The 26095-nt window shown below is 63.3% G+C and carries 33 protein-coding genes; 16 read left to right on the top strand and 17 right to left on the bottom strand.

Annotated elements, in window-relative coordinates; genetic code table 11:
* Positions 1-31: 31 nt before the first annotated feature.
* From AC07FD_RS30100 to AC07FD_RS30085, 4 genes are all read right to left on the bottom strand, one after another.
* A complete protein-coding gene (locus AC07FD_RS30100) occupies positions 32-802 on the bottom strand; it encodes an inositol monophosphatase family protein (RefSeq protein WP_478352858.1) in 771 nt (256 codons plus the stop codon).
* A gap of 95 nt (positions 803-897) precedes the next feature.
* Positions 898-1899: an LLM class flavin-dependent oxidoreductase gene (locus AC07FD_RS30095; protein WP_477412097.1), complete on the bottom strand. Its 1002-nt coding sequence runs from the start codon at positions 1897-1899 to the stop codon at positions 898-900.
* Between the two features lie 68 nt (positions 1900-1967).
* Positions 1968-3137 (bottom strand): AI-2E family transporter, encoded by a 1170-nt coding sequence (locus AC07FD_RS30090; RefSeq protein ID WP_478352857.1) that lies wholly within the window; start codon positions 3135-3137, stop codon positions 1968-1970.
* A 113-nt stretch (positions 3138-3250) separates the two neighbouring features.
* Positions 3251-4312, bottom strand: coding sequence for an LLM class flavin-dependent oxidoreductase (locus AC07FD_RS30085; protein WP_478352799.1), 1062 nt, complete (start codon positions 4310-4312; stop codon positions 3251-3253).
* 220 nt (positions 4313-4532) lie between these two features.
* Here AC07FD_RS30085 and AC07FD_RS30080 point away from each other — a divergent pair, with 220 nt between their 5' ends.
* On the top strand, positions 4533-4961 hold the full coding sequence (locus AC07FD_RS30080; RefSeq protein ID WP_478352798.1) for a DUF6481 family protein: 429 nt from the start codon (positions 4533-4535) through the stop codon (positions 4959-4961).
* 184 nt (positions 4962-5145) lie between these two features.
* On the opposite strand, the gene sugE is transcribed toward AC07FD_RS30080, so the two are convergent.
* Both sugE and AC07FD_RS30070 read right to left on the bottom strand, forming a co-directional pair.
* On the bottom strand, positions 5146-5460 hold the full coding sequence (gene sugE, locus AC07FD_RS30075; RefSeq protein ID WP_095083439.1) for a quaternary ammonium compound efflux SMR transporter SugE: 315 nt from the start codon (positions 5458-5460) through the stop codon (positions 5146-5148).
* Between the two features lie 207 nt (positions 5461-5667).
* Complete coding sequence (locus tag AC07FD_RS30070) at positions 5668-5793, bottom strand: hypothetical protein (RefSeq protein WP_013528464.1); 126 nt, start codon at positions 5791-5793, stop codon at positions 5668-5670.
* A gap of 211 nt (positions 5794-6004) precedes the next feature.
* On the opposite strand from AC07FD_RS30070, the gene AC07FD_RS30065 reads away from it, so the two are divergent.
* The 3 genes from AC07FD_RS30065 (at position 6005) to AC07FD_RS30055 (ending at position 8312) form a co-directional block, all read left to right on the top strand.
* Positions 6005-6814, top strand: coding sequence for a transglutaminase-like domain-containing protein (locus AC07FD_RS30065; protein WP_478352797.1), 810 nt, complete (start codon positions 6005-6007; stop codon positions 6812-6814).
* 91 nt (positions 6815-6905) lie between these two features.
* Positions 6906-7880 (top strand): cation diffusion facilitator family transporter, encoded by a 975-nt coding sequence (locus AC07FD_RS30060; protein WP_478352796.1) that lies wholly within the window; start codon positions 6906-6908, stop codon positions 7878-7880.
* A gap of 27 nt (positions 7881-7907) precedes the next feature.
* Positions 7908-8312 (top strand): GFA family protein, encoded by a 405-nt coding sequence (locus AC07FD_RS30055; RefSeq protein ID WP_478352795.1) that lies wholly within the window; start codon positions 7908-7910, stop codon positions 8310-8312.
* A 13-nt stretch (positions 8313-8325) separates the two neighbouring features.
* Here AC07FD_RS30055 and AC07FD_RS30050 read toward each other — a convergent pair whose 3' ends face one another.
* Complete coding sequence (locus tag AC07FD_RS30050; RefSeq protein ID WP_478352794.1) at positions 8326-9597, bottom strand: DNA recombination protein RmuC; 1272 nt, start codon at positions 9595-9597, stop codon at positions 8326-8328.
* 103 nt (positions 9598-9700) lie between these two features.
* Between AC07FD_RS30050 and def the strand changes: the two genes are divergently transcribed.
* The 4 genes from def (at position 9701) to truA (ending at position 12534) form a co-directional block, all read left to right on the top strand.
* On the top strand, positions 9701-10231 hold the full coding sequence (gene def, locus AC07FD_RS30045) for a peptide deformylase (protein ID WP_478352793.1): 531 nt from the start codon (positions 9701-9703) through the stop codon (positions 10229-10231).
* A 5-nt stretch (positions 10232-10236) separates the two neighbouring features.
* Entirely contained in the window at positions 10237-11172 is a 936-nt protein-coding gene (gene fmt, locus AC07FD_RS30040; protein ID WP_478352792.1) for a methionyl-tRNA formyltransferase, read from the top strand.
* Positions 11169-11678, top strand: coding sequence for a GNAT family N-acetyltransferase (locus AC07FD_RS30035; protein WP_478352791.1), 510 nt, complete (start codon positions 11169-11171; stop codon positions 11676-11678). The genes fmt and AC07FD_RS30035 overlap by 4 nt, the downstream gene beginning before the upstream one ends.
* 88 nt (positions 11679-11766) lie before the next feature.
* The gene (truA, locus tag AC07FD_RS30030; RefSeq protein ID WP_478352790.1) at positions 11767-12534 is read left to right on the top strand and encodes a tRNA pseudouridine(38-40) synthase TruA; all 768 of its coding nucleotides are present in this window, start codon (positions 11767-11769) and stop codon (positions 12532-12534) included.
* A gap of 14 nt (positions 12535-12548) precedes the next feature.
* On the opposite strand, the gene AC07FD_RS30025 is transcribed toward truA, so the two are convergent.
* On the bottom strand, positions 12549-13181 hold the full coding sequence (locus AC07FD_RS30025) for a transporter (RefSeq protein ID WP_478352789.1): 633 nt from the start codon (positions 13179-13181) through the stop codon (positions 12549-12551).
* Between the two features lie 2 nt (positions 13182-13183).
* Positions 13184-14377 (bottom strand): succinyl-diaminopimelate desuccinylase, encoded by a 1194-nt coding sequence (dapE, locus tag AC07FD_RS30020; RefSeq protein ID WP_478352788.1) that lies wholly within the window; start codon positions 14375-14377, stop codon positions 13184-13186.
* Between the two features lie 116 nt (positions 14378-14493).
* Between dapE and AC07FD_RS30015 the strand changes: the two genes are divergently transcribed.
* Positions 14494-15537 carry a 2-dehydropantoate 2-reductase gene (locus AC07FD_RS30015; protein WP_478352787.1) on the top strand — a complete coding sequence of 348 codons (1044 nt, stop codon included), beginning with the start codon at positions 14494-14496 and terminating at the stop codon, positions 15535-15537.
* Here the strand turns inward: AC07FD_RS30015 and AC07FD_RS30010 are convergent.
* The 4 genes from AC07FD_RS30010 to dapD form a co-directional block, all read right to left on the bottom strand.
* Positions 15437-16213 (bottom strand): hypothetical protein, encoded by a 777-nt coding sequence (locus AC07FD_RS30010; protein ID WP_478352786.1) that lies wholly within the window; start codon positions 16211-16213, stop codon positions 15437-15439. The two genes, AC07FD_RS30015 and AC07FD_RS30010, sit on opposite strands and share 101 nt — an antisense overlap.
* A 13-nt stretch (positions 16214-16226) precedes the next feature.
* Complete coding sequence (locus AC07FD_RS30005) at positions 16227-16604, bottom strand: DUF805 domain-containing protein (protein WP_478352785.1); 378 nt, start codon at positions 16602-16604, stop codon at positions 16227-16229.
* Positions 16597-16959, bottom strand: coding sequence for a DUF805 domain-containing protein (locus AC07FD_RS30000; RefSeq protein ID WP_184872963.1), 363 nt, complete (start codon positions 16957-16959; stop codon positions 16597-16599). Before AC07FD_RS30000 ends, AC07FD_RS30005 begins: the two co-directional genes overlap by 8 nt.
* Positions 16960-17031: 72 nt before the next feature.
* Positions 17032-17886: a 2,3,4,5-tetrahydropyridine-2,6-dicarboxylate N-succinyltransferase gene (gene dapD / locus AC07FD_RS29995; RefSeq protein ID WP_478352784.1), complete on the bottom strand. Its 855-nt coding sequence runs from the start codon at positions 17884-17886 to the stop codon at positions 17032-17034.
* 226 nt (positions 17887-18112) lie between these two features.
* On the opposite strand from dapD, the gene AC07FD_RS29990 reads away from it, so the two are divergent.
* On the top strand, positions 18113-18952 hold the full coding sequence (locus AC07FD_RS29990; RefSeq protein ID WP_095083465.1) for an LOG family protein: 840 nt from the start codon (positions 18113-18115) through the stop codon (positions 18950-18952).
* A gap of 70 nt (positions 18953-19022) precedes the next feature.
* On the opposite strand, the gene AC07FD_RS29985 is transcribed toward AC07FD_RS29990, so the two are convergent.
* Positions 19023-19730, bottom strand: a complete 708-nt coding sequence (locus tag AC07FD_RS29985; protein ID WP_477281067.1) for a pyrimidine 5'-nucleotidase — start codon at positions 19728-19730, stop codon at positions 19023-19025.
* A 160-nt stretch (positions 19731-19890) separates the two neighbouring features.
* On the opposite strand from AC07FD_RS29985, the gene AC07FD_RS29980 reads away from it, so the two are divergent.
* The 3 genes from AC07FD_RS29980 (at position 19891) to AC07FD_RS29970 (ending at position 22475) form a co-directional block, all read left to right on the top strand.
* Entirely contained in the window at positions 19891-20652 is a 762-nt protein-coding gene (locus AC07FD_RS29980) for a GGDEF domain-containing protein (protein ID WP_095083469.1), read from the top strand.
* A gap of 201 nt (positions 20653-20853) precedes the next feature.
* Complete coding sequence (locus AC07FD_RS29975; RefSeq protein WP_478352783.1) at positions 20854-21039, top strand: hypothetical protein; 186 nt, start codon at positions 20854-20856, stop codon at positions 21037-21039.
* A complete protein-coding gene (locus tag AC07FD_RS29970) occupies positions 21036-22475 on the top strand; it encodes a GMC oxidoreductase (RefSeq protein WP_478352782.1) in 1440 nt (479 codons plus the stop codon). Before AC07FD_RS29975 ends, AC07FD_RS29970 begins: the two co-directional genes overlap by 4 nt.
* Positions 22476-22528: 53 nt before the next feature.
* On the opposite strand, the gene AC07FD_RS29965 is transcribed toward AC07FD_RS29970, so the two are convergent.
* Positions 22529-22696, bottom strand: a complete 168-nt coding sequence (locus tag AC07FD_RS29965) for a hypothetical protein (protein WP_184872957.1) — start codon at positions 22694-22696, stop codon at positions 22529-22531.
* Positions 22697-22791: 95 nt separating this feature from the next.
* Here AC07FD_RS29965 and AC07FD_RS29960 point away from each other — a divergent pair, with 95 nt between their 5' ends.
* The gene (locus AC07FD_RS29960) at positions 22792-23289 is read left to right on the top strand and encodes a MarR family winged helix-turn-helix transcriptional regulator (RefSeq protein ID WP_478352781.1); all 498 of its coding nucleotides are present in this window, start codon (positions 22792-22794) and stop codon (positions 23287-23289) included.
* Between the two features lie 49 nt (positions 23290-23338).
* On the opposite strand, the gene AC07FD_RS29955 is transcribed toward AC07FD_RS29960, so the two are convergent.
* Positions 23339-23971 carry a TetR/AcrR family transcriptional regulator gene (locus AC07FD_RS29955; RefSeq protein ID WP_379105054.1) on the bottom strand — a complete coding sequence of 211 codons (633 nt, stop codon included), beginning with the start codon at positions 23969-23971 and terminating at the stop codon, positions 23339-23341.
* Between the two features lie 103 nt (positions 23972-24074).
* On the opposite strand from AC07FD_RS29955, the gene AC07FD_RS29950 reads away from it, so the two are divergent.
* The gene (locus tag AC07FD_RS29950; RefSeq protein ID WP_478352780.1) at positions 24075-24479 is read left to right on the top strand and encodes a VOC family protein; all 405 of its coding nucleotides are present in this window, start codon (positions 24075-24077) and stop codon (positions 24477-24479) included.
* A gap of 109 nt (positions 24480-24588) precedes the next feature.
* On the opposite strand, the gene phhA is transcribed toward AC07FD_RS29950, so the two are convergent.
* Positions 24589-25425, bottom strand: a complete 837-nt coding sequence (phhA, locus tag AC07FD_RS29945; RefSeq protein ID WP_478352779.1) for a phenylalanine 4-monooxygenase — start codon at positions 25423-25425, stop codon at positions 24589-24591.
* Between the two features lie 139 nt (positions 25426-25564).
* On the opposite strand from phhA, the gene AC07FD_RS29940 reads away from it, so the two are divergent.
* Entirely contained in the window at positions 25565-26041 is a 477-nt protein-coding gene (locus AC07FD_RS29940) for an Lrp/AsnC family transcriptional regulator (RefSeq protein WP_478352778.1), read from the top strand.
* The last annotated feature ends 54 nt before the right edge of the window (positions 26042-26095 follow it).

The following is a 26095-nucleotide window of genomic DNA, read 5'->3' as shown; positions in this document are numbered from 1 at the left end:
AGGCCCGAGCGTCTTTCGCACTAGATAGCGTTCAGAGCCCGAATGGCCCGCTGCAAAGCTCCCGCAGCTTGGGAAAAACGCCCTTGCCGCCTGAAATCAGCAGCGTTCCGTCCCGCAGCACCGTCTTCGGATCTGGTTTCACCACCGTGCCGCCGGCTTCCTCGACCAGAAGCATGCCGGCCAGGCAATCCCAGGCGTTCATGTGCTCCTCGACATAGCCGAGCAGGCGGCCGGCGGCGACATAGGCGAGCATCAAGGCGCCGGATGCGTTGCGAAAGAAAACGCCGCCTTCGGCCAGCAGCATGCGGACCAGCACGGCGACATTTTCGGTATCGGCGCGGTTTGAAAATCCGGTCCCGACGGATCCTTCTTCCAGGCTGGTGACCGCACTGGTCTTGATCGGCCTGCCGTTGACGAAGGCGCCGCCGCCGAGCCGGCCGTGAAACGTCTCGCCGGTCGATGGTTCGTGGATCACGCCAACCACGGTCTCGCCCTGCAGGGCGCAGGCGATCACCACGCACCAGGCCGGGATGCCGCGCACGAAATTGGCGGTGCCGTCGATGGGATCGATCACCCAGTCATAGCCCGTCGAGCCGGTGACCGAGGCATGCTCCTCGCCGACGATGCCGTCTTGCGGATAGTCGGTGGCAATGGCGGCGCGGATGAACAGTTCGACCTCGCGGTCTGCTTCGGAGACCAGGTCCTGATGGCCCTTGCTCTCGATGGTCAGGCTGTCGAGGTCGCGGAAGTACTTCAGGCCGAGTTCGCCGGCACGCCGAGCCAGTTCGATGGCGAACTGCATGCGTGCGTCATGGTCATTTTTCACGGGGCGCTCGGTCTTGCGGAAGGGTGCCCCGCACTTAGCAGAAGCACCCTGTATTCTCCAAGCCAAGAATATCAGGCCGCCTGCGATAGCGATTTGTGGGCCTCGGCCAGGATCTCGAACGACCGCACGCGGGCCGCGTGGTCGAAGATCTGCGCGGTGACCATCAACTCGTCGGCGCCGGTGCGGCGCACGAACGCGTCGATGCCTTGCCGGACCGTTTCCGGAGACCCGACGACAGCGCAGGACAGCGCCTGGCCAAGCATGGTCTTGGCCATCGGATCGAGATCGCGGTCATAGTTCTCGACCGGCGGCGGCAGCCGACCGGGCCGGCCGGTGCGCAGATTGACGAAAGCCTGTTGCAGCGAGGTGAACAGCAAACGCGCCTCGGCATCGGTGGGCGCCGCAAAGACGTTGAGGCCGAGCATCACATGCGGTTTGTCGAGCTGCTCCGACGGTTGGAAGCGCGAGCGGTAGACGTCCAGGGCATGGTCGAGCTCCGCCGGCGCGAAATGCGAGGCAAAGGCATAGGGCAGGCCGAGCATGGCGGCGAGCTGCGCGCCGTAGAGGCTGGAACCGAGTATCCAGATCGGCACGTTCTGGCCCTCGCCCGGCACGGCGCGGATGCGCTGGCCTTCCTCGGCCGGCTGGAAATAGCCCATCAACTCGACGACATCCTGCGGGAAATTGTCGACGCCGGCCTCGAGGTTGCGGCGCAAGGCGCGTGCAGTGCCCATGTCGGTGCCCGGCGCGCGGCCGAGGCCGAGATCGATGCGGCCCGGATGCAAGGCGGCCAGCGTGCCAAACTGCTCGGCAATCACCAGCGGCGAATGGTTGGGCAGCATGATGCCGCCGGCACCGACACGAATGGTCCTGGTGCCGCCGGCGACATGGGCAATGACGACCGCGGTGGCGGCACTGGCGATGCCCGGCATGTTGTGATGCTCGGCCAGCCAGTAGCGCTTGTAGCCCAGCCGCTCGGCATGACGGGCAAGATCGAGCGAGTTGGCGAGCGACTGCGAGGCATCGCTGCCTTCGATGATCGGCGACAGGTCGAGAACAGAAAGAGCGGTCATGAACGGGATCCTGTGTAAGGACCGCATGTAGGGAGCGCCCGGCAACGCCGCAAATTCAAAAATATTGATCAACCCTTTGCGGACTCCGTGTCGGCGACGTCATCTTCCACGACGACGGCCGTGTGCTGCGCGGCGAGGAAGTTGCCGACAGGGCTGAGCCCGTCGAAATGATCGCAGAACACCTTGATGACGACCAGCAGCGGAACCGCCATCAGGGCGCCGACGAAGCCCCAGAGCCACGACCAGAAGGCGATGGCGATGAAGATCGCCACGGCGTTGATCTCGAGGCGCCGGCCGACCACCATCGGTGTCACGAACTGGCCTTCGACGATGTCGCACACCAGCACGAAGGCCGGCGCCAGCAGCGCGTAGGAGATGGTGTCGAAGCTGATCAGCGCCATGATCGCGACCAGCACGATGGTCATCAGCGCCCCGACGTAAGGCAGGAAATTGAGCAGGGCCGCGGCGACGCCCCAGACCAGTGGGTTGGGCATGCCGAGCGCCCACAAGCCAAGGCCGGTGACCGTGCCAAGGCCGGCATTGATGATGGTGACGGTGAGCAGATAGTGCGAAATTTCCCGTTCCACGTCATAGACGACGCGCAGCGCCCGCTTCTTTTCACTGAGGCTGGCGAAGGACTGGATGATCTTCTCATAAAACATCGTGCCTGAAGCGAGCAGGAACAGCGACAACACGAAGATGATTGTGAGGCCTGTTCCCGCCGACAGGATGTTGCTGGCCGCTGACGACAGGATGCCGGATTGGGCAACCGCCACCTTCTGGATGCCGGACTCCTGCGACGTCTCGGTCAGCTGCTCGATCTGGTGCGAGATCTGCATGATCCTCTCGAACGGACGCCGCAATTGCGCCAGCCGTTCGGTGAGCTGCTGGCCGATCGACGAGGTGTTGTTGATGAGGTCGATCACCGGGCCGCTGAGCAAATAGCCGGCGCTGGCAAAGATACACAGCGACAACAGCACCAAGAGGGTCGCCGAAATCACTTCAGGGATGCCATGCCTGCGCAGCAGCCGGACGATCGGCGTCAGCGTCAACGCCAGCAGGAAAGCCAGGATCACCGGCATGAAGAAGGCGCGGGCGAAGTAAAGCGCGTATATGGCCATGAACAGGAAGATGCCGATGAGCAGCGAACGCATAAGATGGGTGTCCGCGCGAGCCGCTGCGCGCGGGTCTTCAGGCTCGGCAACGCCTGTGCCTAAAGCGGCAGGTTCGGCTTTCATCATGGACCCTCACCGGCGCACCGCAATTGGTGCAATCCAATGACGAAAACGCCTCTACCGCCGCTTGGGTTCCGTTAGCCGGGCAAGGCCTGGAGCGCGGACCTCCCGCTGACCTATGCAACGGGCGCTGGCACCGCAGGCGTGGACTTCGCCGTTTCCTTGCGTACGATCGGCGCCACCCTGGTGCCGTAGAGTTCGATCGCCTTCATGATCCTGGCATGCGGCATGGTGCCGATCGCCATCTGCAGCAGGAAGCGGTCATTACCGAAGATCCTGTGTTGGGCGACGATCTTCTCGGCCACCTGCTCGGGATTGCCGACGAACAGGGCGCCATTGGGGCCACGCGACTGGTCGAAATGCGCCCGTGAAGTCGGGCCCCAGCCGCGCTCGCGACCGATGCGGTTCATCACCTCGGCTTGCGGGCCGTAGAAATCATCGGCGGCCTGCTTGGTCGTTTCGGCGATGAAGCCGTGCACGTTGATGCTGGTCGCAAGGCCCGCCGGATCGTTGCCGGCGCGCTTGGCCGCCTCGCGGTAGAGATCGAACAGCGGCGCGAAACGCGCCGGCTCGCCGCCGATGATGGCGAGCGCCAGCGGCAGGCCGAGCGCACCGGCGCGCGCCGCCGATTGCGGCGTGCCGCCAATGGCGATCCAGACCGGCAGCCTGTCCTGGAACGGCCTGGGATAGACGCCGCGATCGTTGATCGGCGCGCGCAGATTGCCGGACCACGTGACCTTCACATGATCGCGGATGGCAAGCAGGAGGTCGAGCTTTTCGGCGAACAGCTCGTCATAGTCCTCCAGATTGTAGCCGAACAGCGGGAAGGATTCGATGAACGAGCCGCGCCCCGCCATGATCTCGGCGCGGCCGCCCGACAGAAGATCGAGCGTGGCGAACTGCTGGAAGACGCGCACCGGATCATCGGAGGACAGGACTGTGACCGCGCTGGTCAGCTTGATGCGCTTCGAGCGCTCGGCGGCCGCGGCCAGCGCCACCACCGGTGCGGAGGCAGCATAGTCGGGCCGGTGATGCTCGCCGAGACCGAAGACGTCGAGGCCGACCTGGTCTGCCAGTTCGACCTCCTCGATCAGGTTGCGGAGCCGCTCATGCGGGCTGATGGCGCTGGGACCCGGCTGCGGGCTGACGTCGGCGAAGGTGTAGAGACCGAGTTCCATTCGAATGTCATCCTGGTGTTGGAGTTTCGGGCTAGAGGTAGCCATCGACCCGCCTCGCCGCCAGAGGGGCGGACGGTGAACAGTGCATGTCGGTCCGGTCAAAAATACGTCTCCCAGGTGCAACATCCCGGAATTTCATGGCTGGCATGCCGTTTTGGCGCTTGAACTCTCGGTATTCGCGCGTATGTAAGCGTCGCGAATTGACTTCAGGGAAGTGGACTTGGCTATCTACAGGGAAAAAGACATTTTCGAGCGGCGCAATGCCGCAAACGAGGCAAAGAAGGCGCTTCTGGAGCGCTTCAAGTCAAAGCCGGCAGCAGACGATCCTTCGGTGCTGGCACGACAGGCCGAACGCAAGGCAATCCTCGAGGCTCGCCAGATACGCGAGGCTGAAAAGGCCCGGCTGAAGCAGGAAAAGCTGGCACGCGAGGCGGTCGAGAAGGCCGAGCGCGAGGCAGCAGCCGAAGCGGCACGCATCGCGGCCGAAGAGGCGGCGCAGGCTGAAGCCAAGATTCGGGAAGCCGAAGAAAACGAGCGCATCGCCCGTTTGCTGGCCGACGAAGCCGAACGCAAGGCCAAGCGCGACGCGCGTTATGCAGCGCGCAAACAGCGCACGGGCAGGACGCCTCCAGGCTTCTCGGCCCGCTAGCCTCCAGGCAACGGAGCAATCTGCTTCGAAGATCAGGGTCGCCTTGCAGCGGCCCTGAACGTGTTTGTCCAATGCATGTCGCCCGAAAGTGGCCCCGGTTTTGGGAGGACGGCGTGCGCAAAAGCAACTCCCCAAACCACGCCATCTGAATCCCGTTCAAACGCGACGTGCTTTGGCGGTATGATCAGGCGGCGAACTTCAGCCCCATGATGCCGCAAACAATGAGCGCGATGCAGGCAAGCCTGATCGCGGTGGCTGGCTCGCCGAGCAGCCAGATGCCGAGCAGTGCCGTGCCGACGGTGCCGATGCCGGTCCAGACTGCGTAGGCGGTGCCGACGGGCAGCGCCTTCAGCGCCAGGCCGAGCAGAGTGAGGCTGACGATCATCGAGGCAACGGTCAGCACGGTCGGCATCAGCTTCGAGAAGCCGTCCGTGTATTTGAGGCCGATTGCCCAGCCGATCTCGAACAGGCCGGCAAAAAACAGAAAAATCCACGCCATCAACAACGCTCCATCAAAGCATCGGACCGAATTCGGATTCGGAATCCGACGCTCAATCAACAATGGCAGGTCGTCCCGGCCGGATTTTCGGGGAAAGCGCGAGGTCGTCCCCGCCCCGCCAATATAAGAAATTCGAGCGCTCGATCAACAACGACCGGCAACAACGTTGCCGGTCGCAATCCCGTTCGGACGGGGTGTTGACCGGACCTACTTGTCCTTGAGCTTCATCGCCTTGACCGGCGGCGCCTTCAGGGCCGGAGCCGGCGCGGGCTTCTTGGCATCCTTCTTCGGCTTGCGGGCTTCCTTGCCTGCCTTCATCGCACCTTTAGCCATGATTCGTTCCTCCGATTGCGGGAAGCGAAGTGAACCAAGAGAAACGCCCGACTGCAAGAGGCCAGCGCCTATCGACACCGCCAGCCGGCCGCTTTTAACCGGTTTCTAATTTGCTCGTAAACCAGGCCGGTCCGTGCCATGGTCGTCTTCGCACTGCAGCATCCACCGGCGCTTTCGCCGGAGATGAACACGCGGGCCGGTCAGGACGACAATGCGAATCCATATCGGCTGCGAGATGAGCTTCGACTTCCCCCAGGAAACCCCGCTCATCGCGATGCTGAATGTTCACTATTCCCGCGCCTCCGACCTCGAGCGGCCGGACTTCTTGACCTCCAACCCGCCAGTGCCGATCGAGAGTTATCGCGACAGTTTCGGCAATTGGTGCAACCGGTTCGTCGCTCCGCCAGGGCGGTTCACTTTCGGCACCGACGCGGTGATCCGCGATCCCGGCACCTTCGAGATGGGCGACCTGATGGCCTGGCAGCACGAGGTGCGCGACCTGCCGGCCGACACACTGCTGTTTCTGCTGCCCAGCCGCTTTTGCGAGAGCGACCTTCTGGCGGGCGAGGCGTGGCGGCTGTTCGGCCACACGCCGCTCGGCATTGCGCGTGTGCAGGCGGTCTGCGACTTCGTCCACAATCATATCGTCTTCAACTACGGCAATGCCCGGCCGACACGCACCGCGGCGGAAGCCTACCGCGAACAGAGTGGTGTCTGCCGCGACTTCGCGCATCTCGCGGTCACCTTCTGTCGGGCGCTCAACATCCCGACGCGCTACTGCACCGGCTACATCAGCGACATCGGCACGCCGAAGCCGTGGTCGAGCATGGATTTCGCCGCCTGGATGGAAGTCTATCTCGGCGGCCGCTGGCATGCCTTCGACCCGCGCAACAATGCGCCGCGCATCGGCCGCATCCTGATCGCCTCCGGTCGTGATGCCGCCGACGTGCCGCTGACCCATATCTTCGGACCGGGCACGCTCGCCGGTTTCAAAGTTTGGACCGACGAGGTCGTCGAATAGTCGACCGAACGAGCCGACGGTTCGCGCGTTATGGTCTTGTGGAGCTTTGACGGGCTGGCCGTTAGACTGGCGCCTTGAACGGGGCAGCATCATGGCCGGGCATGGCGGCTCAAAAAGGGTGATCTACGCGGCGCTCGCCGGCAATCTCGCCATCGCATTGACCAAGTTCGCCGCCGCTTTCTTCACCGGCAGTTCGGCGATGCTGTCGGAAGGCGTGCACTCACTGGTCGATACCGGCAATGGCGGCCTGCTGCTCTATGGCATGCACCGCGCCGCCCGCCCGGCCGATCGGACGCATCCGCTCGGTCACGGCCGCGAACTCTATTTCTGGAGTTTCATCGTCGCCCTTCTGGTCTTCGCACTGGGCGCCGGCGTCTCCTTCTACGAAGGTGTGATCCACATCATGGCGCCGGAGCCGGTGGTCAACGCCAAGGTGAACTACATCGTTCTTGGCCTGTCCTTCCTGTTCGAGGGCAGCTCCTGGCTGGTGGCGCTGAAGGAGTTCCGCAAGCAGAAGGGCGAGCAGGGCTGGCTGCAGGCCGTGCAGTCGAGCAAGGACCCCAGCGTCTACACTGTGCTGTTCGAGGACAGCGCCGCCCTGCTCGGCCTGATCGTCGCCTTCGCCGGTATCCTTGCGGCGGAACTGCTGGAGATGCCGGAGCTCGACGGCGCCGCCTCGATCGGCATTGGGCTGATCCTGGGCGCGACGGCGATCTTCCTGGCCCGCGAAAGCAAGGGGCTGCTGATCGGCGAGCCGGCCTCCCCAGAGGTGCAGAGACACGTGCTGGCGATCGTCCAGCAGGATCCGTCGGTGAAGCAGGCGAACGGCGTCCTGACGGTCCATATGGGACCGCAGGAGATCGTCGCGGCTCTCAGCATCGAATTCGAGGACCATCTGACGGCGCCGGAGATCGAAGCCTGTGTCGAGCGCCTGGAGGCGCGGCTGAAGAAAGAGATGCCGGAGATCGCCAGGTTGTTCGTCAAGCCGCAGACGACCGGGACCTGGGAACAGCGGCGCAAGATTGTTGAAGTCGCGTCAGGAGACGAGCCGGATCGGGCCGGTTAAGATGTCGGCAAAGCAGGGAGAAACAAGATGAAAATCGACGGCGGCTGCCATTGCGGCGCTATCACCTACGAGGCGGAGGTCGACCCGGAAAAGACCTCGATCTGCCACTGCACCGACTGCCAGAAACTGACCGGCACGGCCTTTCGGGTGACTGTTCCCGCGCCTGAGGATCATTACCGGATCACAAAAGGTATGCCGAAAATCTATATCAAGACCGGGGCAAGCGGCGCCAAGCGCGCCCAGGCTTTTTGTGCCGACTGCGGGTCGCACCTCTACGCTACGTCGGTTGGAGATGGTCCAAAGGTCTATGGAATTCGAGCGGGAACCGCGCGGCAACGCGAGGATTTGATCCCGACACAGCAGAAATGGCACAGTTCAGCGCTGCACTGGCTGCCGGAGTTCCAGGCCATGACGATCGTGGAGGAGCAGTAGCGCTCCTCAGGCGTCAGTCGTCGCCTTCGACGACCCTCAGCCTGAGCTGCCCGGTCTTCGAATCGGCGACGCGGGTCCCTGTCTCGACCTTCGCGGTGGCAGGCCGTGATGCGGCTTCGGGGCCAGCCTCACCGTCGGGCTGCTCACCGAACTCCAGCGCTTCGATCTTCTGGCCACGCCTGGTGACCTTCGACGTCGAGACGAGGATGTCGTCGATGTCCTTGGCCGACTGGCCGAAATGGACCTGCAGCTTGCGCACCCGCTCGTCGACGCGCGCAACGTCTTCCATCAGCCGGATGACCTCGCCCTGGATCAGATGCGCCTGTTCGCGCATGCGGGCGTCCTTGAGGATGGCCTGGATGACCTGGATCGACAGCATCAGCAGCGACGGCGAGACGATGACGACGCGGGCGCGGTGCGCCTTGTGGACGATGGCCTCGAAATTCTCGTGGATCTCGGCGAACACCGATTCCGACGGCACGAACATGAAGGCGGTGTCCTGCGTCTCGCCCTGGATCAGATATTTCTCAGATATATCACGGACATGGATCTCGATGTCGCGGCGGAAGGCCTGGGCGGCGACCTTCTGCAGGTCGGCGCCATCGGCGGCACGGATGGCATTCCAGGCTTCGAGCGGAAATTTGGCATCGATGGCAAGCGACGGCGCGCCATTGGGCATCTTCACCAGGCAGTCGGGCCGGCTGCCGTTCGACAGTGTTGCCTGGAACTCGTAGGCCCCGTGCGGCAAGCCGTCGGCAACGATCGCCTCCATGCGCGACTGGCCGAAGGCACCGCGCGTCTGCTTGTTGGAGAGGATCGCCTGCAATTGCACGACCTGGCCGGCAAGCGACTGGATGTTGCCTTGCGCGGTGTCGATGATCGCCAGCCGCTCCTGCAATTTGGCCAGGCTCTCATGCGTGGATTTGGTCTGCTCGGTCATGGTCTGGCCGATACGGCCGGTCATGGCGTCGAGGCGCTGGCCGATCGACTGCGTCAGCTCGGCTTGGCGTGCCCCGAACACTTCGGCGATGGCGCCCATGCGGCCCTGCATCTCGGCCTGGCTTTGCAAGATGCCGGCCATTCGCGCCTCGGCGTCGCGGGCATGGTCGGCGGCCTCAGTGGCGGCGACGGCGCGCGCCTTGGCCGACCGCCACAGCGCGATGACAAGCGCCACGAACAGGCCGACAAACAGCAATGCGCCGACGGCCAGCGCATGGCCGAGCGTGATCGTGGAGGCGCCAAGCCGGGCAACAGGCTCCGAAAGGATGGATGTCAGATCATTCATGTGGACAGCATAGCCGATTCGCGGGGCTGGCACAGATCAAAACGTGAACGAGGCCCCGGCGCCCCGGTTGACGCTTTTCGCTGGAGGTCTTAGGTGGAACGCCATGCCGATCAAGCCGCTCATCATCCTTCCCGACCCCATCCTGCGCCAGGTTTCGAAGCCGGTGGAGCGCGTCGACGGGCCCTTGCGCAAATTAGCCGACGACATGCTGGCGACGATGTATGACGCGCCCGGCATCGGACTGGCGGCAATCCAGATCGGCGAACCGGTACGCATGCTGGTGATCGATCTGGCCAAGGAAGAGGAGACTCCGGCACCGCATGTCTTCATCAACCCGGAAATCCTGAGCAGCGCCGACACGCGCTCCGTCTACGAGGAAGGCTGCCTGTCGATCCCGGACTACTATGCCGAGGTCGAACGCCCGGCAGCCGTGCGGGTCAATTATCTCGACCGCGACGGCAAGCTGCAGGAGATCGAGGCCGAGGGGCTGATGGCGACCTGCCTGCAGCACGAGATCGACCACCTCAATGGCGTCTTGTTCATCGACCACATCTCGAAGCTGAAGCGCGACATGGTGGTGAAGAAGTTCAAGAAGCTCGCCAGGGACAAGGCGCCAGGCAAGATGGTGGGATAGGGGAAATGCCCCTTCGCGTCATCTTCATGGGCACGCCGGAGTTTTCGGTGCCGACGCTGCGGGCCATCGCGGAGGCCGGACATGAGGTCGCCGCCGTCTATACGCAGCCGCCGCGCGCCGCCGGACGGCGCGGGCTGGAACTGACGCCGTCGCCGGTGCAGCGCGAGGCGGAGCGGCTGGGCATCGAGACGCGTACACCGGTATCGCTCAAAGGCGAGGCCGAGCAGGCTGCTTTCCGCGCCCTGCGGGCCGATGTCGCAGTGGTCGTCGCTTATGGCTTGCTGCTGCCGAAGGCGGTTCTGGAGGCACTCCGGCTCGGCTGCATCAACGGCCATGCCTCGCTTTTGCCGCGCTGGCGGGGTGCCGCGCCGATCCAGCGCGCGATCATGTCCGGGGACAGCGAAACCGGCATGATGGTGATGCGCATGGAAGAGGGCCTGGACACCGGCCCGGTGGCAATGGTTGAAAAATGCGCCATCGAACCCGATATGAATGCCGGCGATCTGCATGATCGGTTGATGAGTGTCGGTGCTGCACTGATGGTGGAAGCGCTGGCGCGACTGGAAAGGAACACCCTGACATTTTCCGCACAAGCGGTGGAAGGGGTGACCTACGCCAAAAAAATCGATAAATCTGAGACTCGCTTGGACTGGACTCGCTCGGCGAGCGAAGTGCACAATACCATTCGTGGCCTGTCGCCCTTTCCCGGGGCCTGGTCCGAGATTGCAATTGGCGGCCGCCCGGAACGGCTGAAACTGCTTCGCTCGACGCTATCGCAAGGCGCCGGCGAGTCGGGAGGAATTCTCGATGACCGGCTGACGGTCGCCTGCGGGGCAGGCGCGATCAGTCTGGTCGAAGTTCAACGGGCGGGCGGAAGGCCCGCTGCCGCGTCGGAATTCCTGCGCGGGGCCAAGATCGAAAAAGGAATGAAATTCTCATGAGCATGATGTCGATACGCGCGGCGACGCCGCGGGATCGCGAGGCCATCCGCCTCGTCGAGGAACACGCTTTCGGCCAGCAGGCGGAGGCCGGACTGGTCGACGCGCTGGTGACCGGCGGCGACGCCGTTGCCGAACTGGTGGCGGAAGAGGACGGCCAGGTGGTCGGCCACATCCTGTTTTCGCGGCTGTTCGTCCAGAGCGGCGGCAAGAACTTTGCGGCCGTGGCGCTCGCGCCGCTGGCGGTCGAGCCCTCGTTCCATGGCAGCGGCATTGGCGGCGCGCTGATCCGCGAGGCGCATATCCGCCTCAGGGATGCCGGCGAGACGCTGGCCGTGGTGCTGGGTGATCCGGCCTATTACAGCCGTTTCGGCTACACCCATGCACGCGCCGAAAAGTTCGAGAGCGAGTACCAGAGCGGGGCCCTGCAGGCACTGACCTGGGGCGACGCCCCGGAAGCCGGCAGGCTGGTTTACGCCTCGGCCTTCGGGTCGGCACTCGCCGCGTAAGCGGCATCTGAATTCGCCTCTAACTCAAAGAGATAGAGCATGATGTCGTCCGAAAGCCGCTTCACACTTTTCGGCATCATGCTCTAGCATGCCGCGTTTTCGCCTCGACATCGAATATGACGGCAGCCTGTTTGCCGGCTGGCAGCACCAGGCGGATCAACCTTCGGTGCAGCAAGCGATCGAACAGGCGATCGAAAAATTCTCCGGCGAAGAGGTCCGGTTGCGCGCCGCCGGCCGCACCGATGCCGGCGTGCATGCAACCGCCCAGGTGGCGCATGTCGACCTCGCCAAGGCGTGGCCCAGCGACAAGGTGCGTGATGCCGTCAACGCACATCTGCAGATGGCCGGCGCACATATCGCCGTCCTGAAGGCAACGGTCGTTGCAGACAGCTTCGACGCGCGCTTCTCAGCCACCGGCCGCCATTATGTCTACCGCATCCTCAACCGCCGCGCGCCGGCGGCGATCGACAAGGGCAAGGTGTGGTGGGTGCCGAAACGGCTCGATGCCGACGCCATGCACGAAGCAGCAAAAGTCCTGCTCGGTCGGCATGACTTCACCACCTTCCGCTCGACCCAGTGCCAGGCCAACAGCCCGATCAGGACGCTGGAGCGGCTCGACGTGAGCCGAGAGGGTGACCTGATCGAGGTGAAGGCTTCGGCGCGCTCGTTCCTGCACAATCAGGTGCGTTCGATGGTCGGCTCGCTCAAACGAGTCGGAGAAGGCGCCTGGACCGTCGCCGACCTCAAAGCAGCGCTCGAGGCGCACGACCGCGCCGCCTGCGGCCAGGTGGCGCCACCCGATGGGCTATTTCTCATTGGGGTCGACTATCCCATGGGCGTCGACTATCCAGGATAGAGCCCCATAAGGCTCTATCCCGAGATGAACCCGGAAAGGCTCTGAGACCCGACATCGTCCGGCACGGTGATGCCGAGCAGCGCCTGCAGGCCGAACAGCGCCAACAGCGAGGCGATGAACATGCCGACGAAAACGGCGGAGCCTATGGCTACGCCCTTGCCGATTGTGGTGTTGGTCATGCGCCAGGTCAGCACCATGGACAGGGCAAACAGCAGCAGCGACACAAGGCTCGAAACCTGGCTTGCCGACGACAGGAAAAGCCTGATCAGCGCCGAGGGCAGCATCAGCCAGGCGGTGATGGCCGAGGCCCAGTTGCTGGCAACGACATAGTGGACGAAGCGGCCGCCAATGCCGGCGCGCGGCGCGACCAGAGCCAGAGCGATGAGCGGCAGCACCCAGGAGCCGATATCGACCGTCGCCAGGCGCAACAGCATGCTGAAGCGTCCGGCGAAAGCGTCGGGATCGCCGATCTCGTTGGCGATGCCGACCCAGCCGACGATCAGCGCGGGTGCAGCGACGATGATGGCAAAAAAGGAATTCCAGAAGCCGTCGGCCGACAGGTCGAGCAGGCGCAAGCCGTCCGCCTTGCCGAGCATCAGCCGCCAGGCGCCCGTCAGCGAAGCTTGCGTTTCGTCAGCTGAAAGCATGCTCATGCCTGCCCGAACCAGTCTTCGATGAAGCGTTGGTAGATTTGGGTCAGCGTTTCCAGATCTGCAATGGCGACCCGCTCGTCGACCATGTGCATGGTCTTGCCGACCAGCCCGAACTCGACCACCGGACAATAGTCCTTGATGAAGCGCGCATCCGAAGTGCCTCCCGATGTCGACAGCGTCGGCTCCTTGCCGACCGCCGACCTGATCGAACCGCGCAGCGTTTCGATCAGCCTGTCGTCACGGGTCAGGAAGACATGGCTCGGCCGGTCGCGCCAGACGAGGTCGTAGTCGACCGGTGTCTTCTTGCCCTGCCGGTACTTCTTGCGTTTGGCCGCCTGATCGAGCCGGTTGTGGATTTCCGCCTGCACGGTCTCGGCCGTCCAGGTGTCGTTGAAGCGGATGTTGAAGGTGGCGGTCGCCTTGGCCGGAATGACATTGGTGGCCGGGTTGCCGACATCGATGGAGGTCACCTCCAGATTGGTCGGCTGGAAGTCCCTGGTTCCCTTGTCGAAGACAGGATGCAGCAAGGCATCGACCACGCCCATCAGGCCGCGCACCGGATTGTCGGCAAGCTGTGGGTAGGCGACATGGCCCTGGCGGCCGTTGACGGTGATGGCGCCCGACATCGAGCCGCGGCGGCCGATCTTGATCATGTCGCCAAGCGCGTCGGGGTTGGTCGGCTCGCCGACGATCGAGGCATCCCATTTCTCGCCCCTGGAAGCCGCCCATTCGAGCAGCTTGACCGTGCCGTTGATGGCCGGCCCTTCCTCGTCGCCGGTGATCAGCAGCGAGATCGAGCCTTTCGGGCCGCCATTGTTCTCGACATGGCGCGCCACGGCGGCGATGAAACAGGCAATGCCGCCCTTCATGTCGACGGCACCACGGCCATACATCTCGCCATTGGCGATTTCGGCGCCGAAGGGCGGACGCGTCCAGGCGGCTTCGTCGCCGACCGGTACCACGTCAGTGTGGCCGGCGAACATCAGATGCGGGCCGTTGCCGGAACGCCTGGCATAGAGGTTTTGGATGTCCGGCGTGCCACCTTCCGAAAACACTGGCCGATCGACCAGGAAGCCGAGCGGTTTCAGCATCGTCTCCAGCGCGGTCAGCGCGCCGCCTTCGGCGGGCGTCACCGAAGCACAACGAATAAGGGCGGCGAGGTTTTCGGCGGGATCGGTCGGCAGCGTCATGGCAAAAGCGATAATCGAAAGCGGCGGGCCTGTCACGGCCAGACATAAGGGCCAGTGATGGCGCCGACATTATGGTTTTCATGTCGTATAGTTGCGGGGCGGTGCGGAGCGACGGGATGGCAAACGCGGACAAGAGGATCGTCATTGCCGGCGCCGGCAGCATCGGCTGCTATGCCGGCGGCTGCCTGGCGCTCGCCGGGCGCTGGATGGTCCTGCTGGCCCGGCCACGCATCGAGGCGGCCTTGCGGCAGGGCGGATTGCGGGTCAGCGACCTCCAGGGCCGCGACCGCATGATCGCGCCGGACGCGCTTGCCGTCACCGCCGATCCGGCTGTCGCCCTGCCTCAGGCGGACGTGATCCTGGTCACGGTCAAGAGCGGCGCGACGCAAGATATGGCAGCCGTCATCAGAGCCCACGCCCGCCGCGATGCGGTGGTGGTCAGCCTGCAGAACGGCGTCGACAATGCCGACAGGCTGCGCGCCGGGCTCGACGGCCGCACGGTGCTGGCCGGCATGGTGCCGTTCAATGTGGTGCAGTCCGCGGACAGCGAGTTGCCGCTGCGCGTCCACCGCGCCAGCGACGGCAAGGTGATGATCGAAGACAGTGATGCCGGCCTGGCCGGCCTTCTCGGTGTCGAAGGGTTTGCGGTCGAAGCCCATGGCGACATGAAGGCCGTGCTGTGGGGCAAGCTGCTGATGAATTTGAACAACGCGCTGGTGGCGCTGTCCGGCCTGCCACTGGCGAGCGAACTCGCCGACCGTCGCTGGCGGATGATCCTGGCCGGCCAAATCGACGAGGCGCTCAGGGCGATGAAGGCGTCCGGCATCGAGCCGGCGCGGATCGCCGGCTTGCGGCCGGCACTGCTGCCGAAGGTGCTCAGGCTGCCGGACTGGCTGTTCAGGCTGCTGGCGCGCCGCATGCTGGCGATCGACCCGCAAGCGCGTTCGTCAATGTGGGACGATCTGCAGCGCGGCAGGCCGACGGAGATCGGCGACCTGCAAGGGGCGGTGCTCGGCCTCGCCGAAAAGACCGGTACGCCGGCGCCCTTGCTTAAAAAGGTTACCGCCTTGGTGCGCGCGGCGGAAGCGGGGCGGCTTGGCTCGCCGGGCCTGGCGCCGGAGCAGGTTGTTGCGCCGCCGGATGGGCCTCGATCAGCGTGATCTTCTGCCAGATTTTCCGCGACAGGTTGGACGCCAGGTTCTCGATGTCGTTGACGCCGTCGATGACCACGTCGTCATTGACCGACTGCGCGAACAGCGCGGCGATCTTGCCGGTGATCGACAGCATTTCGGAGCAATAGTCGAGGTAGCGCGCCAGGTCGGCGGCATTGGTGATGCGGGCCGGCGAGTGCGAGGTCGGCTTGAAATTGACTGAGAGGGCTGCCGGATCCTTGGTCAGCTGGTGCATGTCGATGACATGGATCAGCGACCGCAGGCCGTGCAGTTGGCGAAACACCCGCTTGCGCTTGATGCGCTCCTCGGTGCGGACCAGCGCCAGGAAGCCGAGCACGGCGAGGATCATCATGTTGATCGTGGCTTCGATGCCTTGCACCGACTGAACCGCATCATCGGCCTGGGAGATGTGGATGAGCGGCAGGATGGTGCCGACGAACAGGAAGACCAGCGCGCCGGCGACGACGGCGGCGATGATGAGCCCGCGCAGCCACCAGATCGGCGCTTCGAGCGCCTGAGCCGCCTTGGCCAGATCGCGTGACAGCGACACCAGTTCGGCGGCGACGCCGCGCAGTCCGGCGTCGGGAAAGCGCTCGGCGACGCGGCCCTCCAGCCGTTCAGCGGTGTCGATGATCAGTTTCGGATCAAGCGTGCGGTAGCGCATGTCCGATCGGCCCTCAGGATTGTTCCGGCTCGTTGGTGCGCCGGCCATAGCGGTTGGGCCCAGGCTGCCCTGGAAACAGGCATAACACAAGGAAGGCGACGATCGAGACCACCGGCACGAACAGGATCAGCGCGGCAATGCCCGGCTTGTCGAGGTCGTGCAGCCGCTTGACCGCCAGCGCGATGTTCGACCACAGCGAAGCGATGAAGGCGATGAAGAAGATGAACGACCACATGTTGCTCTCGGCAGAGCCTTCCGGCACCAGCGTGAAGCGGTAGAGCGGAAAGAGCTGTATGATGGCGACGAGCAACCCGCCAAGAAAATAGGCCGCGCGACTGACGCGGCCCGATGTTTTGCAGAAAAGCCAGGTGAGATCTGATCTGTCAGGCAAGCGGGTCCGGTCCATATTGATTGGCACCCCTGGTGCCTTCGAGAATGCCGAGCTCCACCAGCAGCCAGATGCCGCCGATAATGGGTACGAGGCCGATCAGCGTCCACCAGCCCGACTTGTTGCGGTCGTGCCAGCGTTTGGCATAGAGAGCAATCGCGAAATAGATCGATGCCAGTGCGAAGAGGATGCCGATGACGCCGACCTGGGCGCCACTGGCGGTGGTGAAACGTGTGCCGAGGATCGCATCGAGAATGAAAGCTATGATGCCGATAACGATGAATACGCCGATGCCAGCCCAGAACTTGCCACGGTTGATACGACCATCAAAGCTTGTGAGCAGATACTTCCAGTCCATTTCACCCCTCCATGTAGAACCAGCGCGACGGATTGTCGCGCCGGCGGAAGGTGCGCTCGCTTTGCGCAAAGATCAATCGCGCAGCAATTCGTTGATCGAGGTCTTGGAGCGGGTCTTGGCGTCGACCCGCTTGACGATGACGGCGCAGTAAAGACCCGGGCCAGGCTCGTTGTTCGGAAAAGGCTTGCCAGGCATCGACCCGGCGACAACGACGGAATTCGGCGGCACTTCGCCGTAGAAGACTTCGCCTGTGGCGCGGTCGACGATTTTGGTCGACTGGCCGATGAAGACGCCCATGCCGAGCACCGAGCCTTCGCGCACGATGCAGCCCTCGACCACTTCCGAGCGCGCGCCGATGAAGCAATTGTCCTCGATGATGGTCGGGCCGGCCTGCATCGGCTCCAGCACACCGCCGATGCCGACGCCGCCCGACAGATGCACGTTCTTGCCGATCTGGGCGCAGGAGCCGACCGAGGCCCAGGTATCGACCATTGTGCCGCTGTCGACATAGGCGCCGACATTGACGAAGGACGGCATCAGCACGGCGCCCGGCGCGACATAGGCGGAACGGCGCACGATCGACGACGGTACGGCGCGGAAGCCCGCCTTCTCGAAGTCGACGGCGCTCCAGCCGTCGAACTTCGACGGCACCTTGTCCCACCACACGGCCTGGCCGGGACCGCCCTTGATGATCTCCATCGGATTGAGCCGGAAGGATAACAGCACGGCCTTCTTCAGCCACTGGTTGACATGCCATTTGCCGTCGGCCTGCCGCTCGGCGACGCGGACGGTGCCGCGGTCGAGCAGGTCGAGCGCCGATTGGATGGCGTCGCGGGTTTCGCCGCGGGTCGCCGTCGAAATCGTGTCGCGTTCCTCGAAGGCCTTCTCAATGGTCTTCTCGAGGCTCCCCAGATCGGGCTTCGACATGAATTTGCTCCATTACCAAGCTGTTAAGGGGCTGCGCCTTACCCTGTTCGAAGTCGCGCGGACCCCTGGCAGGCTTTGCCTGCCCGGGTCTTTGCATGTAGCAGGTTCTTGTCGCAAAACCGCCGGACACTTTCGCGGAACCTGCTTATGTTAAGGCTCAATGAGGGTCAATCGCGGCTGCGTCATGGGACGGCGCAAGTGAAGAATCTGGACGGGTAAGGCCATTATGACTCCTATGGAAAAGGCGGGGTGGACGCCGCTGCCGCATTCGGACGAGGATCTGGAGCGGTCGAAGAGCGTGCCGGACACGCCGCAGACGCGTGCCGAGACCTATCGGCTCGCCTGGAACGATCCCGAATTCATGACACGGCGCGAATTGCGGGCGGTCAGGCTGCAGCTCGAACTCTTGAAGCCGGAAATGATCCTGGCCGAACGCGGCATCCGCTCGACGGTGATCCTGTTCGGCGGCGCACGCCTGCCGGAACCTGGCGGCGAGGCCTGGGCGGCCAAGAACGAGACGCAGAAAAAGAACCTCGAGGAAAACAGCAAATATTATGAGGAGGCGCGCAAGTTCGCGCGGCTGTGCTCGCAGCAGTCGGCGGCGTCATACTACCGCGAATATGTCGTGGTGACAGGCGGCGGGCCCGGTGTGATGGAAGCCGGCAATCGCGGCGCCGACGACGTTGGCGCGCCATCGATCGGGCTCAACATCGTCTTGCCGCACGAGCAGGCGCCGAACGCCTATGTGACGCCGGAGCTCTGCTTCAACTTCCACTATTTCGCCATTCGCAAGATGCATTTCGTCATGCGCGCCAAGGCGGTCGCGGTGTTTCCCGGCGGCTTCGGCACGATGGACGAGTTCTTCGAGACGCTGACCCTGATCCAGACCGGGCGCATGGAGCGCGTACCGGTGATCCTGTTTGGCAAATCCTTCTGGAAACGGGCGATCGATCTCGATTTCCTCGCCGAACAGGGCACGATCAGCCCCGGCGACCAGGACATCATCGATTTCGTCGACACCGCCGACGAGGCCTGGGGGATCATCAGCCGCTTCTACAATCTGTGAGGGCAGGCTGGTCAGGGTTCGCCGAGATTCCGGCCAGGCCGGCTCGGCATCACCTGAATGCCGATGAACCTCAGGCGGTGACCTCGACGATGGCGGTCAGGAAGCCGGCGAGGTCGTCGGTGACGAAATCGACATCATCCTCGTTGGCCGGGTCGCGCTCCCATATCTCGGAAAAGGTCGGCTCGAAATTGCGCGGCACGACGAGCACCGTGGTCATGCCCAGCGACTTCGGTACCGCAAGGTTGCGGGCAAGGTCCTCGAACATCACCGCATTGTGGCCGGTGACGGCGTGGAGTTCGGCGAATTTCTCGTAGGTCTGGCGTGCCGGTTTGGGGTTGAGCCCGGCGGCGACGATATCGAAAATGTCGTCGAAATGATCAAGGATGCCGAGTTGGCGCGCGGTGCGTTCGGCATGCCTGCGGTCGCCGTTGGTGAAGATGAACTTGCGGCCCGGAAGCTGGCGGATGGCGGTGCCGAGAACGGGATCGGGCACCAACCACGAATAATCGATGTCATGCACCTTCTCGAGGAAATCGTCGGGGTCGATGCCGTGGCGCGTCATCAGCCCGTTCAGCGTCGTGCCATATTCGAGATAGAGCTCCTTCTGCAGCTTGCGTGCCGCCTCGCGCGGCAATGCCAGCAGTTCGCCGACATAGGCGGTCATCTTGACGTCGATCTGCGAGAACAGATTCGAATGATGCGGATAGAGCGTGTTGTCGAGGTCGAACACCCAGTCGGTGACATGAGCGAAGCGGGCGGGGTCAGGCAGTGTGGTCATGCGCTCCTTATGGCATGAAACGGACATTCTGAAAGTGACTTTATCCACAACTTATGCGCGCGGAGAGTCGCGGAAATAGCGTCACCATTCAAATTTTAGGCATCCGGGAAAGGTAGCCTTCAGGGCTTGCTGGCACAGAGGCAGACTGTGGGAGCAAGCGATGAATAGCATAATTTTGAGATCCGCCGCCGTTGCTTTTGCCTCTGTCGCAGCCTCTCTCCTTTTGACGCTGATCATCGTTCCGGCGATGGGATTTCCGGTCAACCGCACGATCTGGCTGACCACCACGCTCTGTCCGCTCGTCCTCGCCTGGGTCGCCAGCGCAAGCACTTTCTGGCAAAGCGACAGGCTGAAAAGCGCCCATCGCGACCTTGCCCGAGCCCATGCCCAGCTCGCCGCCGCGCATCGTCGCCTGGCGGACAAGGCGAGCCGCGACGACATGACCGGCATGCTCAACCGGGAAAACTTCTTCGCCGCCCTCGATGGTTCCCGCCGCAAGTCCGATCGCGGGGCGCTGCTGATCATCGACGCCGACCACTTCAAGAGGATCAACGACAATTTTGGCCACCTGACCGGCGATGACGCACTGCTCTTGATCGCCAGCGCGATCGAACGCGGCGTGCGCAGCGGCGATGTGCTCGGCCGCATCGGCGGCGAGGAGTTCGGCGCCTTCCTGATCGGCGCCACCGAGCAGGAGGCCAAGCGCGTCGCCGAGCGCATTCGCCGCGAAGTCGAGTTGATCCGCTTCCGGCCCGTCGACGAGCGGACCGTTCCGCTCACGGTCAGCATCGGCGGAACCGTCTGCGGCGAGGACATCAGCGTATCGGACCTGATGCGCGCGGCCGACCGGCGCCTCTACCAGGCGAAGCACCGGGGCCGCAATCTGACGATTCTCGACACGGACATTTCCGAGGCGGCGTGATCGGGTCGCCGATCCACCGGATCCGGCCCGTTAAGGAAATCCTAACCCTGTTCGCACTCGGTTGCGCCGTTTACCCGGTTTTCGCTGCTTTGCGGGTAGCGTGGCACAATACTGGCTTCTGCGGCGATGCATGTGCCGTTCCGGGACCTGTCGTTCAGGTAACGCCATGCGTCGTCGAAGCCCCCACCCGAGAGACCAGTCATGAGTTTCTTCATCAAGAAAATATCCCGCCGCACGCTCGTGCAGGCTCTGATCGCACTGCCTGCCCTGTCCCTGTTCCGCACGCTGCCTGACGCCGATGCCTCGCATGCTGATCCAACCCGGGCCAACCCGAACGAGATCGTGGAGGTCAATGGCTGGATCCTGAAGCGGAGCGATCTAGCATGATCTTCGACAGCTATGATGCGTTTCGCGCCGCCAATTTCACCGCCAAGGTCTGCATCCTCGGCTCCGGCCCGGCCGGCACCACCATTGCCCGCAAGCTTGGCGCCGCCGGCATTCCGGTCGTGGTGCTGGAGGCCGGCTCGCGTGAATTCAGCGACGAGTCGCAGGATTTCTACCGTGGCACCACGGTCGGTGATTTCTACTTCGATCTCGACGTCACCCGGCTGCGGTTCATGGGTGGCAGCTCGAACCACTGGGCAGGCTGGTGCCGCGTGCTCGACAAGCAGGATTTCGAGCCGAAGGCCTGGGCGCCCGACACGGGCTGGCCGATTCGCCGCGCCGACATCGAACCCTATCTGCCGGAGGTGCACGATATCCTCGAACTTCCCGGTTTCCGGCCGGACGTGCCGGTCTCCGACGATATTCGCTGGGTGCAGCTGATCAAGAGCCCGGCGGTGCGCTTCGGCGAAAAATTCGCCGACGAGCTCGACAAGAGCAGGAACGTCGCGGTCGTGCTCAACACCTACGCCACTGAACTTGCCGGCGACGGCAAACGCGTGACGGGCGCCAGGCTGTGGTCCAACGGGCAGGATGCCGGCGCCTTCAGCGCGGACTATTTCATTGTCTGCACCGGCGGACTGGAGAATTCGCGCCTGCTTCTGTGGTCGAACCAGCGCTCGAACGGCGGCGTCGTGCCGAATGCAACGGCGCTTGGCCGCTACTGGATGGAGCATCCGACCTTCGAGGGCGGCAATGCCATCCTGGCCGACTATGGCGAGTTCGAAGTCGATGCGGTCAACGAGGTCTTCTTCTCGCCGGCGCTTGCCGCCATGGAGCGCCTGCGGATCATGAATTTCGGCATCAGGCTGATCGAGACGCCCTATCCGGGCGTCAAGAGCCTGATCGCCGACCTCGCCTGCACGGCGCCCGACATGGCCGAATGGATGTCCGCCAAGCTCAGCCAGAATCTGCGCTGCGCGGCCCAGCTTTATGTTGCCTGGGAACAGGCGCCGCTGGCCTCCAACCGGATCGAACTGTCGACGACCGATGTCGACCATGCCGGCGTGCCGCGCATCGAGCTGCACTGGAAGAAATCGGAGCTGGAACACCGCACCCTTCTCGAAGGGCTTAGGCTATTCGGCACGACGCTGATCGAGAAGAATCTCGGCCGGGTGCGCATTGCCGACTGGATCACCAATGGCGGCGACTACCCGACCAACGACGAGACGGCGGGCCATCACCATATGGGTGGCACGCGGATGGGCACCGACGTCACCAAGAGCGTTGTCGACGCCAACTGCAAGGTGCACGGCATGGACAATCTCTATGTCGGCGGCTCCTCGGTGTTCTGCACGTCGGGCGAATGCAATCCGACGACGACGATCACCGCGCTGGCCTGCCGGCTGGGTGACCATCTTGCCAAGGTGGTCGCCGTCTGACGGTTCCACGGGAGCCGGCGCCAGTGATGGCGCCGGCTAATGTTCGGCATATCTCAGAAGCCGTAGACGGCGATGCGCACCAGAACCGCGGCAGCGGCCAGCGCCACGAGCAAAATGCCCAGGCCGATGGGGGACCCCCATCCGTACCATTCCATGGCGAGCTTGGCATATTTGAACTCTTCCTCATGCGAGAGGGGCGTACGCTGTTGAATCAAGCTCATTTTTTCACTCCATGATGGCGGTTGGCTCTTGCCTTGTGGGCGCTGCAACCGCATATTGTTGAGATGGTCTAAATGTTAGGCATATTGATAGTTAGATGATCGAAATAAATTCGTCAAGTGGGAATTGGGTCGAAATGACGACGGCGATCGGCCTTGCCATCATGCAATGGCAGGACGCGACGCAGGCCTATGATGAGGCGGTGGGGCTGAGGCTGGGGCTCAACATGGCGGAACGGCATTGCATCGGGCTGCTCCATGGCGGCCCGCAATCGGCCGGCGCGATCGCCACCGCAACCGGGCTGACGCCGGCCGCTGTCACAGCGCTGATCGACCGGCTGGAAGCGCGCGGCCTGCTGACACGCACCCGCAGTCTCGAGGACAGGCGCAAGGTGGTGATAGAGGCGACCGAGGCCACGCGGGACCTGTCGGCGCGCTACTACGGCGCCATCGCCAAGGAGGGCGAGAAGGTGATCGCCACCTTCAGCGACGCTGAGCTAGCGACCATTTCGCGCTTCGTCAACGCCGCACTCGACCTGCAGCGTGCCCAACTGGCGCGGCTGAAGGCCGAGGGGTCGGACAACCCTGGGCGATAGGGGTGCGATGTGTTGGCGGCGTTACTGCGAATGTCGGCAGGCAACGGGACTATTTCGGCTGGACCCCATAGGCGACAAGAAACGCCCCCACTGAGGCATCCGCGTGCCGTTCCAGTTCGGCCTTGGAGCGCCGGTTGCTTCCCGTGAACATGGCTTCATTCATGGGGATCCAAAGAAGCATCCCAAAGAAGTGGCTGGCTGCCAGATAGGGGTCACTGGTTTGTATCAGCCCTCGACTGGTGAGCTTTTGAAAGCAGGAAGCCATTGAGCCAAGCATGCGCTCGAAGCCCTTTTCGTACCAACTGCGGCCAAGCTGCGGCATTCGATCCGCATTGGCGATGATCAAGCGCCGCAGCTTCAACAACTCTTCATCCATGAGCGTCGTTATCAAACACCGAGCGAGCTGCTGCAGGCCACCTTCCATGAATTTCGCCTCGGAAAGCAACGTCGTCACGGACTCGATGACATCGTTAGCCTGGGTAGCGGTTGCAAGAACGACTTCGCCGAACAGCGTCTCCTTGTCGGTGAAATGCTTGTAGACGGTCTGCTTGGAGGCCCCCGCCCTGGTGGCGATTTCCTCCATGCTGGTCCCGTCATAACCCTTGCCGATGAACGCCGCCGTGGCCGCCTGGATGATTTCACGATCCTTGCGTGCCGATCTCGTCTCACCGTCGATTTTCATGGCGACCTCCTGACCAGTACTAGACGGTACCGTTCCCTCATGATAGTGATGCAAACGGTACTGGACTGACTAGTACCTGTCAACGAAGGCAAGGCTTAAACCGATGACCAAGATGATCTTCATAAATCTGCCGGTGCGCGATCTGCAGGCAGCGACCAAGTTTTATCTCGCGATCGGCGGCACACTAAATCCGCAGTTCTCGAACGACCAGGCCAGTTCGATCATGTTCTGCGACTCGATTGGGGTGATGCTGCTGACGCACGAGCACTATGGCCAGTTCACAACGCGTCAGATCGGGGACGCCAGGCGTGACAGCCAGATGCTGATCGCACTCACCGCAGGCAGCAAGGACGAGGTCAATGCGACAATCGAGAAGGGCGTGGCGGCAGGCGGCCGCGCAGATCCCAACCCTGCGCAGGACCTCGGCTTCATGTTCAACCGCCACATCGAGGACCCCGACGGCAACGTCTGGGAGTTCCTGTGGATGAACCCAGCCGCCATGCAATAGCCCAGCGGGATCAAAGCGTCCAAAGCGCGTCGCGTCAACACGGATTCATGCGACGCGCTTTGTGTTTCATGCAAGTCGTTCCCGGCCGAAACAATTCTCCCGGAATTGTTTAGACCGTCGCCGGGTCGAGCGCCGGCTGGCCCTTGTGGCGCGCGACGATCGCCTCGAAATCGGCGGTCTGGAAGGCATCGCGCAAGGCGTCGAACGACGGCAGCACGAAATAGGCGCGCTGGAATTTGTCGATCTCGTAGCCGGTGCGCATTACCGTTTCGAGATCGAACCGCACGTGGTGGGCGCCCTTGCCGTCGACGGCGAACTGCAACTCGGTAAACGACGACATCAGGCCGGCGCCAAAGGCCTTCAGCTGCTGGCCGTTCTCCTGCATCAGGCCATATTCGGCCGTGTACCAGTAGAGCCGGGTGATCATCTCGTCGCCGCCCAGCGCAATGATGTCGCCGGCCTTGCGGCCATACATCTGCATGAAGTCGGCAAACACCGGCTGCGACAGCACTGGTACGTGGCCGAAGAAATCATGGAACATGTCCGGCTCGACGATGTAGTCGAGCTCCTGCCTGGTCCGCAGCCAGTTGGTGACCGGGAAGCGGCGGTTGGCGAGATGGTCGAAGAAAGGTGCGGCGGGAATGAGACCCGGCACGGCGACGATCTCCCAGCCGGTCAGCTTGCGCAGCTTGGTGCTGACGTCCTCGAAATCGGGGATGCGGTCGAGCAGGCCGAGCTTCTCGACGCCCTCGAGATAGGAGTGGTGGGCGAGTTTGCGCGTCAGCTTGGTCTGGCGGTCGCACAGCGTGCGCCACACCGCCTGCTCCTCGGTGCTGTAATCGTAACCCTGCGCTACGGTGAAATCGGCACGGCAAACCGAATAGTCACCACGCAACCCTTGCGCCGCGCAGTCGCGGGCATATTCGGCAACGCTCATCGTCGTCATGGTTCTTCTCCCTGCAAGTCATGAATGGCGGACGTGCCGAAAGGATAACCGGATCTGCCGAGGCAAATCGGTTTTGATGATGGCTCGAGCGCGATAATCGGGATAACATTCACTCCAGAAACGCTTTCATGGAGTGAAAATGCCTCAATTCGATGAGTTCGAGATCAAGATGCTCGAGGTCTTGCAGGGCGACGGGCGCAAGCCGGTGTCCGAGCTGGCGCAAGAGATCGGGCTGTCGACGACCCCATGCGCCCGACGTTTCGAGGCGCTACAGGAGGCCGGTATCATCAAGGGTTTTGCCGCGGTGATCAGCCGCCGCGCGGTCGGCCTGATGGTCGAGGTGTTCATCCAGGTGCGCCTTGTCAGCCACAGCGACGGCTCGCCCGAAAGCTTCATCGCCGCCGTGCAGCGCATGGACGAGGTATCGTCATGCTGGACGATGACCGGCGACCACGATTTCCTGCTGCATGTCATGGTGCCGTCGGTCGACGAGCTCAATGCTTTCGTCATGCACCGGCTGATGCGGCTCGACGGCGTGCGCGACGTCCACACCCAGCTGGTGCTGCAGAATATCAAGGGACCCGGCCACGTGCCGCTTGGGCATCTCAGGCGGTGACTTCGTCTCCCTTCGGCATTCCTGCGGGAAAGCTGCACGCAAACTGCTGAAACG

It is taken from the genome of Mesorhizobium waitakense (genome assembly GCF_056431085.1).
This window is presented reverse-complemented; position numbering and strand designations above follow the sequence as displayed.

What these genes read in the sequence shown, in the direction of transcription:
- AC07FD_RS29960 (WP_478352781.1), top strand. Translation starts at nt 22,792, where the DNA reads ATGATCGAAATAAATTCGTCAAGTGGGAATTGGGTCGAAATGACGACG.
- AC07FD_RS29985 (WP_477281067.1), bottom strand. Translation starts at nt 19,730, where the DNA reads ATGACCACACTGCCTGACCCCGCCCGCTTCGCTCATGTCACCGACTGG.
- AC07FD_RS30050 (WP_478352794.1), bottom strand. Translation starts at nt 9,597, where the DNA reads ATGAATGATCTGACATCCATCCTTTCGGAGCCTGTTGCCCGGCTTGGC.
- AC07FD_RS29965 (WP_184872957.1), bottom strand. Translation starts at nt 22,696, where the DNA reads ATGAGCTTGATTCAACAGCGTACGCCCCTCTCGCATGAGGAAGAGTTC.
- AC07FD_RS30095 (WP_477412097.1), bottom strand. Translation starts at nt 1,899, where the DNA reads ATGACCGCTCTTTCTGTTCTCGACCTGTCGCCGATCATCGAAGGCAGC.
- sugE (WP_095083439.1), bottom strand. Translation starts at nt 5,460, where the DNA reads ATGGCGTGGATTTTTCTGTTTTTTGCCGGCCTGTTCGAGATCGGCTGG.
- AC07FD_RS30000 (WP_184872963.1), bottom strand. Translation starts at nt 16,959, where the DNA reads ATGGACTGGAAGTATCTGCTCACAAGCTTTGATGGTCGTATCAACCGT.
- AC07FD_RS29980 (WP_095083469.1), top strand. Translation starts at nt 19,891, where the DNA reads ATGAATAGCATAATTTTGAGATCCGCCGCCGTTGCTTTTGCCTCTGTC.
- AC07FD_RS29975 (WP_478352783.1), top strand. Translation starts at nt 20,854, where the DNA reads ATGAGTTTCTTCATCAAGAAAATATCCCGCCGCACGCTCGTGCAGGCT.
- AC07FD_RS30035 (WP_478352791.1), top strand. Translation starts at nt 11,169, where the DNA reads ATGAGCATGATGTCGATACGCGCGGCGACGCCGCGGGATCGCGAGGCC.
- fmt (WP_478352792.1), top strand. Translation starts at nt 10,237, where the DNA reads ATGCCCCTTCGCGTCATCTTCATGGGCACGCCGGAGTTTTCGGTGCCG.
- AC07FD_RS30010 (WP_478352786.1), bottom strand. Translation starts at nt 16,213, where the DNA reads ATGCGCTACCGCACGCTTGATCCGAAACTGATCATCGACACCGCTGAA.
- AC07FD_RS29990 (WP_095083465.1), top strand. Translation starts at nt 18,113, where the DNA reads ATGACTCCTATGGAAAAGGCGGGGTGGACGCCGCTGCCGCATTCGGAC.
- phhA (WP_478352779.1), bottom strand. Translation starts at nt 25,425, where the DNA reads ATGACGACGATGAGCGTTGCCGAATATGCCCGCGACTGCGCGGCGCAA.
- AC07FD_RS29950 (WP_478352780.1), top strand. Translation starts at nt 24,075, where the DNA reads ATGACCAAGATGATCTTCATAAATCTGCCGGTGCGCGATCTGCAGGCA.
- truA (WP_478352790.1), top strand. Translation starts at nt 11,767, where the DNA reads ATGCCGCGTTTTCGCCTCGACATCGAATATGACGGCAGCCTGTTTGCC.
- dapD (WP_478352784.1), bottom strand. Translation starts at nt 17,886, where the DNA reads ATGTCGAAGCCCGATCTGGGGAGCCTCGAGAAGACCATTGAGAAGGCC.
- AC07FD_RS30060 (WP_478352796.1), top strand. Translation starts at nt 6,906, where the DNA reads ATGGCCGGGCATGGCGGCTCAAAAAGGGTGATCTACGCGGCGCTCGCC.
- AC07FD_RS30100 (WP_478352858.1), bottom strand. Translation starts at nt 802, where the DNA reads ATGCAGTTCGCCATCGAACTGGCTCGGCGTGCCGGCGAACTCGGCCTG.
- AC07FD_RS30055 (WP_478352795.1), top strand. Translation starts at nt 7,908, where the DNA reads ATGAAAATCGACGGCGGCTGCCATTGCGGCGCTATCACCTACGAGGCG.
- AC07FD_RS30070 (WP_013528464.1), bottom strand. Translation starts at nt 5,793, where the DNA reads ATGGCTAAAGGTGCGATGAAGGCAGGCAAGGAAGCCCGCAAGCCGAAG.
- AC07FD_RS30015 (WP_478352787.1), top strand. Translation starts at nt 14,494, where the DNA reads ATGGCAAACGCGGACAAGAGGATCGTCATTGCCGGCGCCGGCAGCATC.
- def (WP_478352793.1), top strand. Translation starts at nt 9,701, where the DNA reads ATGCCGATCAAGCCGCTCATCATCCTTCCCGACCCCATCCTGCGCCAG.
- AC07FD_RS30025 (WP_478352789.1), bottom strand. Translation starts at nt 13,181, where the DNA reads ATGCTTTCAGCTGACGAAACGCAAGCTTCGCTGACGGGCGCCTGGCGG.
- dapE (WP_478352788.1), bottom strand. Translation starts at nt 14,377, where the DNA reads ATGACGCTGCCGACCGATCCCGCCGAAAACCTCGCCGCCCTTATTCGT.
- AC07FD_RS29970 (WP_478352782.1), top strand. Translation starts at nt 21,036, where the DNA reads ATGATCTTCGACAGCTATGATGCGTTTCGCGCCGCCAATTTCACCGCC.
- AC07FD_RS29940 (WP_478352778.1), top strand. Translation starts at nt 25,565, where the DNA reads ATGCCTCAATTCGATGAGTTCGAGATCAAGATGCTCGAGGTCTTGCAG.
- AC07FD_RS30085 (WP_478352799.1), bottom strand. Translation starts at nt 4,312, where the DNA reads ATGGAACTCGGTCTCTACACCTTCGCCGACGTCAGCCCGCAGCCGGGT.
- AC07FD_RS30065 (WP_478352797.1), top strand. Translation starts at nt 6,005, where the DNA reads ATGCGAATCCATATCGGCTGCGAGATGAGCTTCGACTTCCCCCAGGAA.
- AC07FD_RS30090 (WP_478352857.1), bottom strand. Translation starts at nt 3,137, where the DNA reads ATGAAAGCCGAACCTGCCGCTTTAGGCACAGGCGTTGCCGAGCCTGAA.
- AC07FD_RS29955 (WP_379105054.1), bottom strand. Translation starts at nt 23,971, where the DNA reads ATGAAAATCGACGGTGAGACGAGATCGGCACGCAAGGATCGTGAAATC.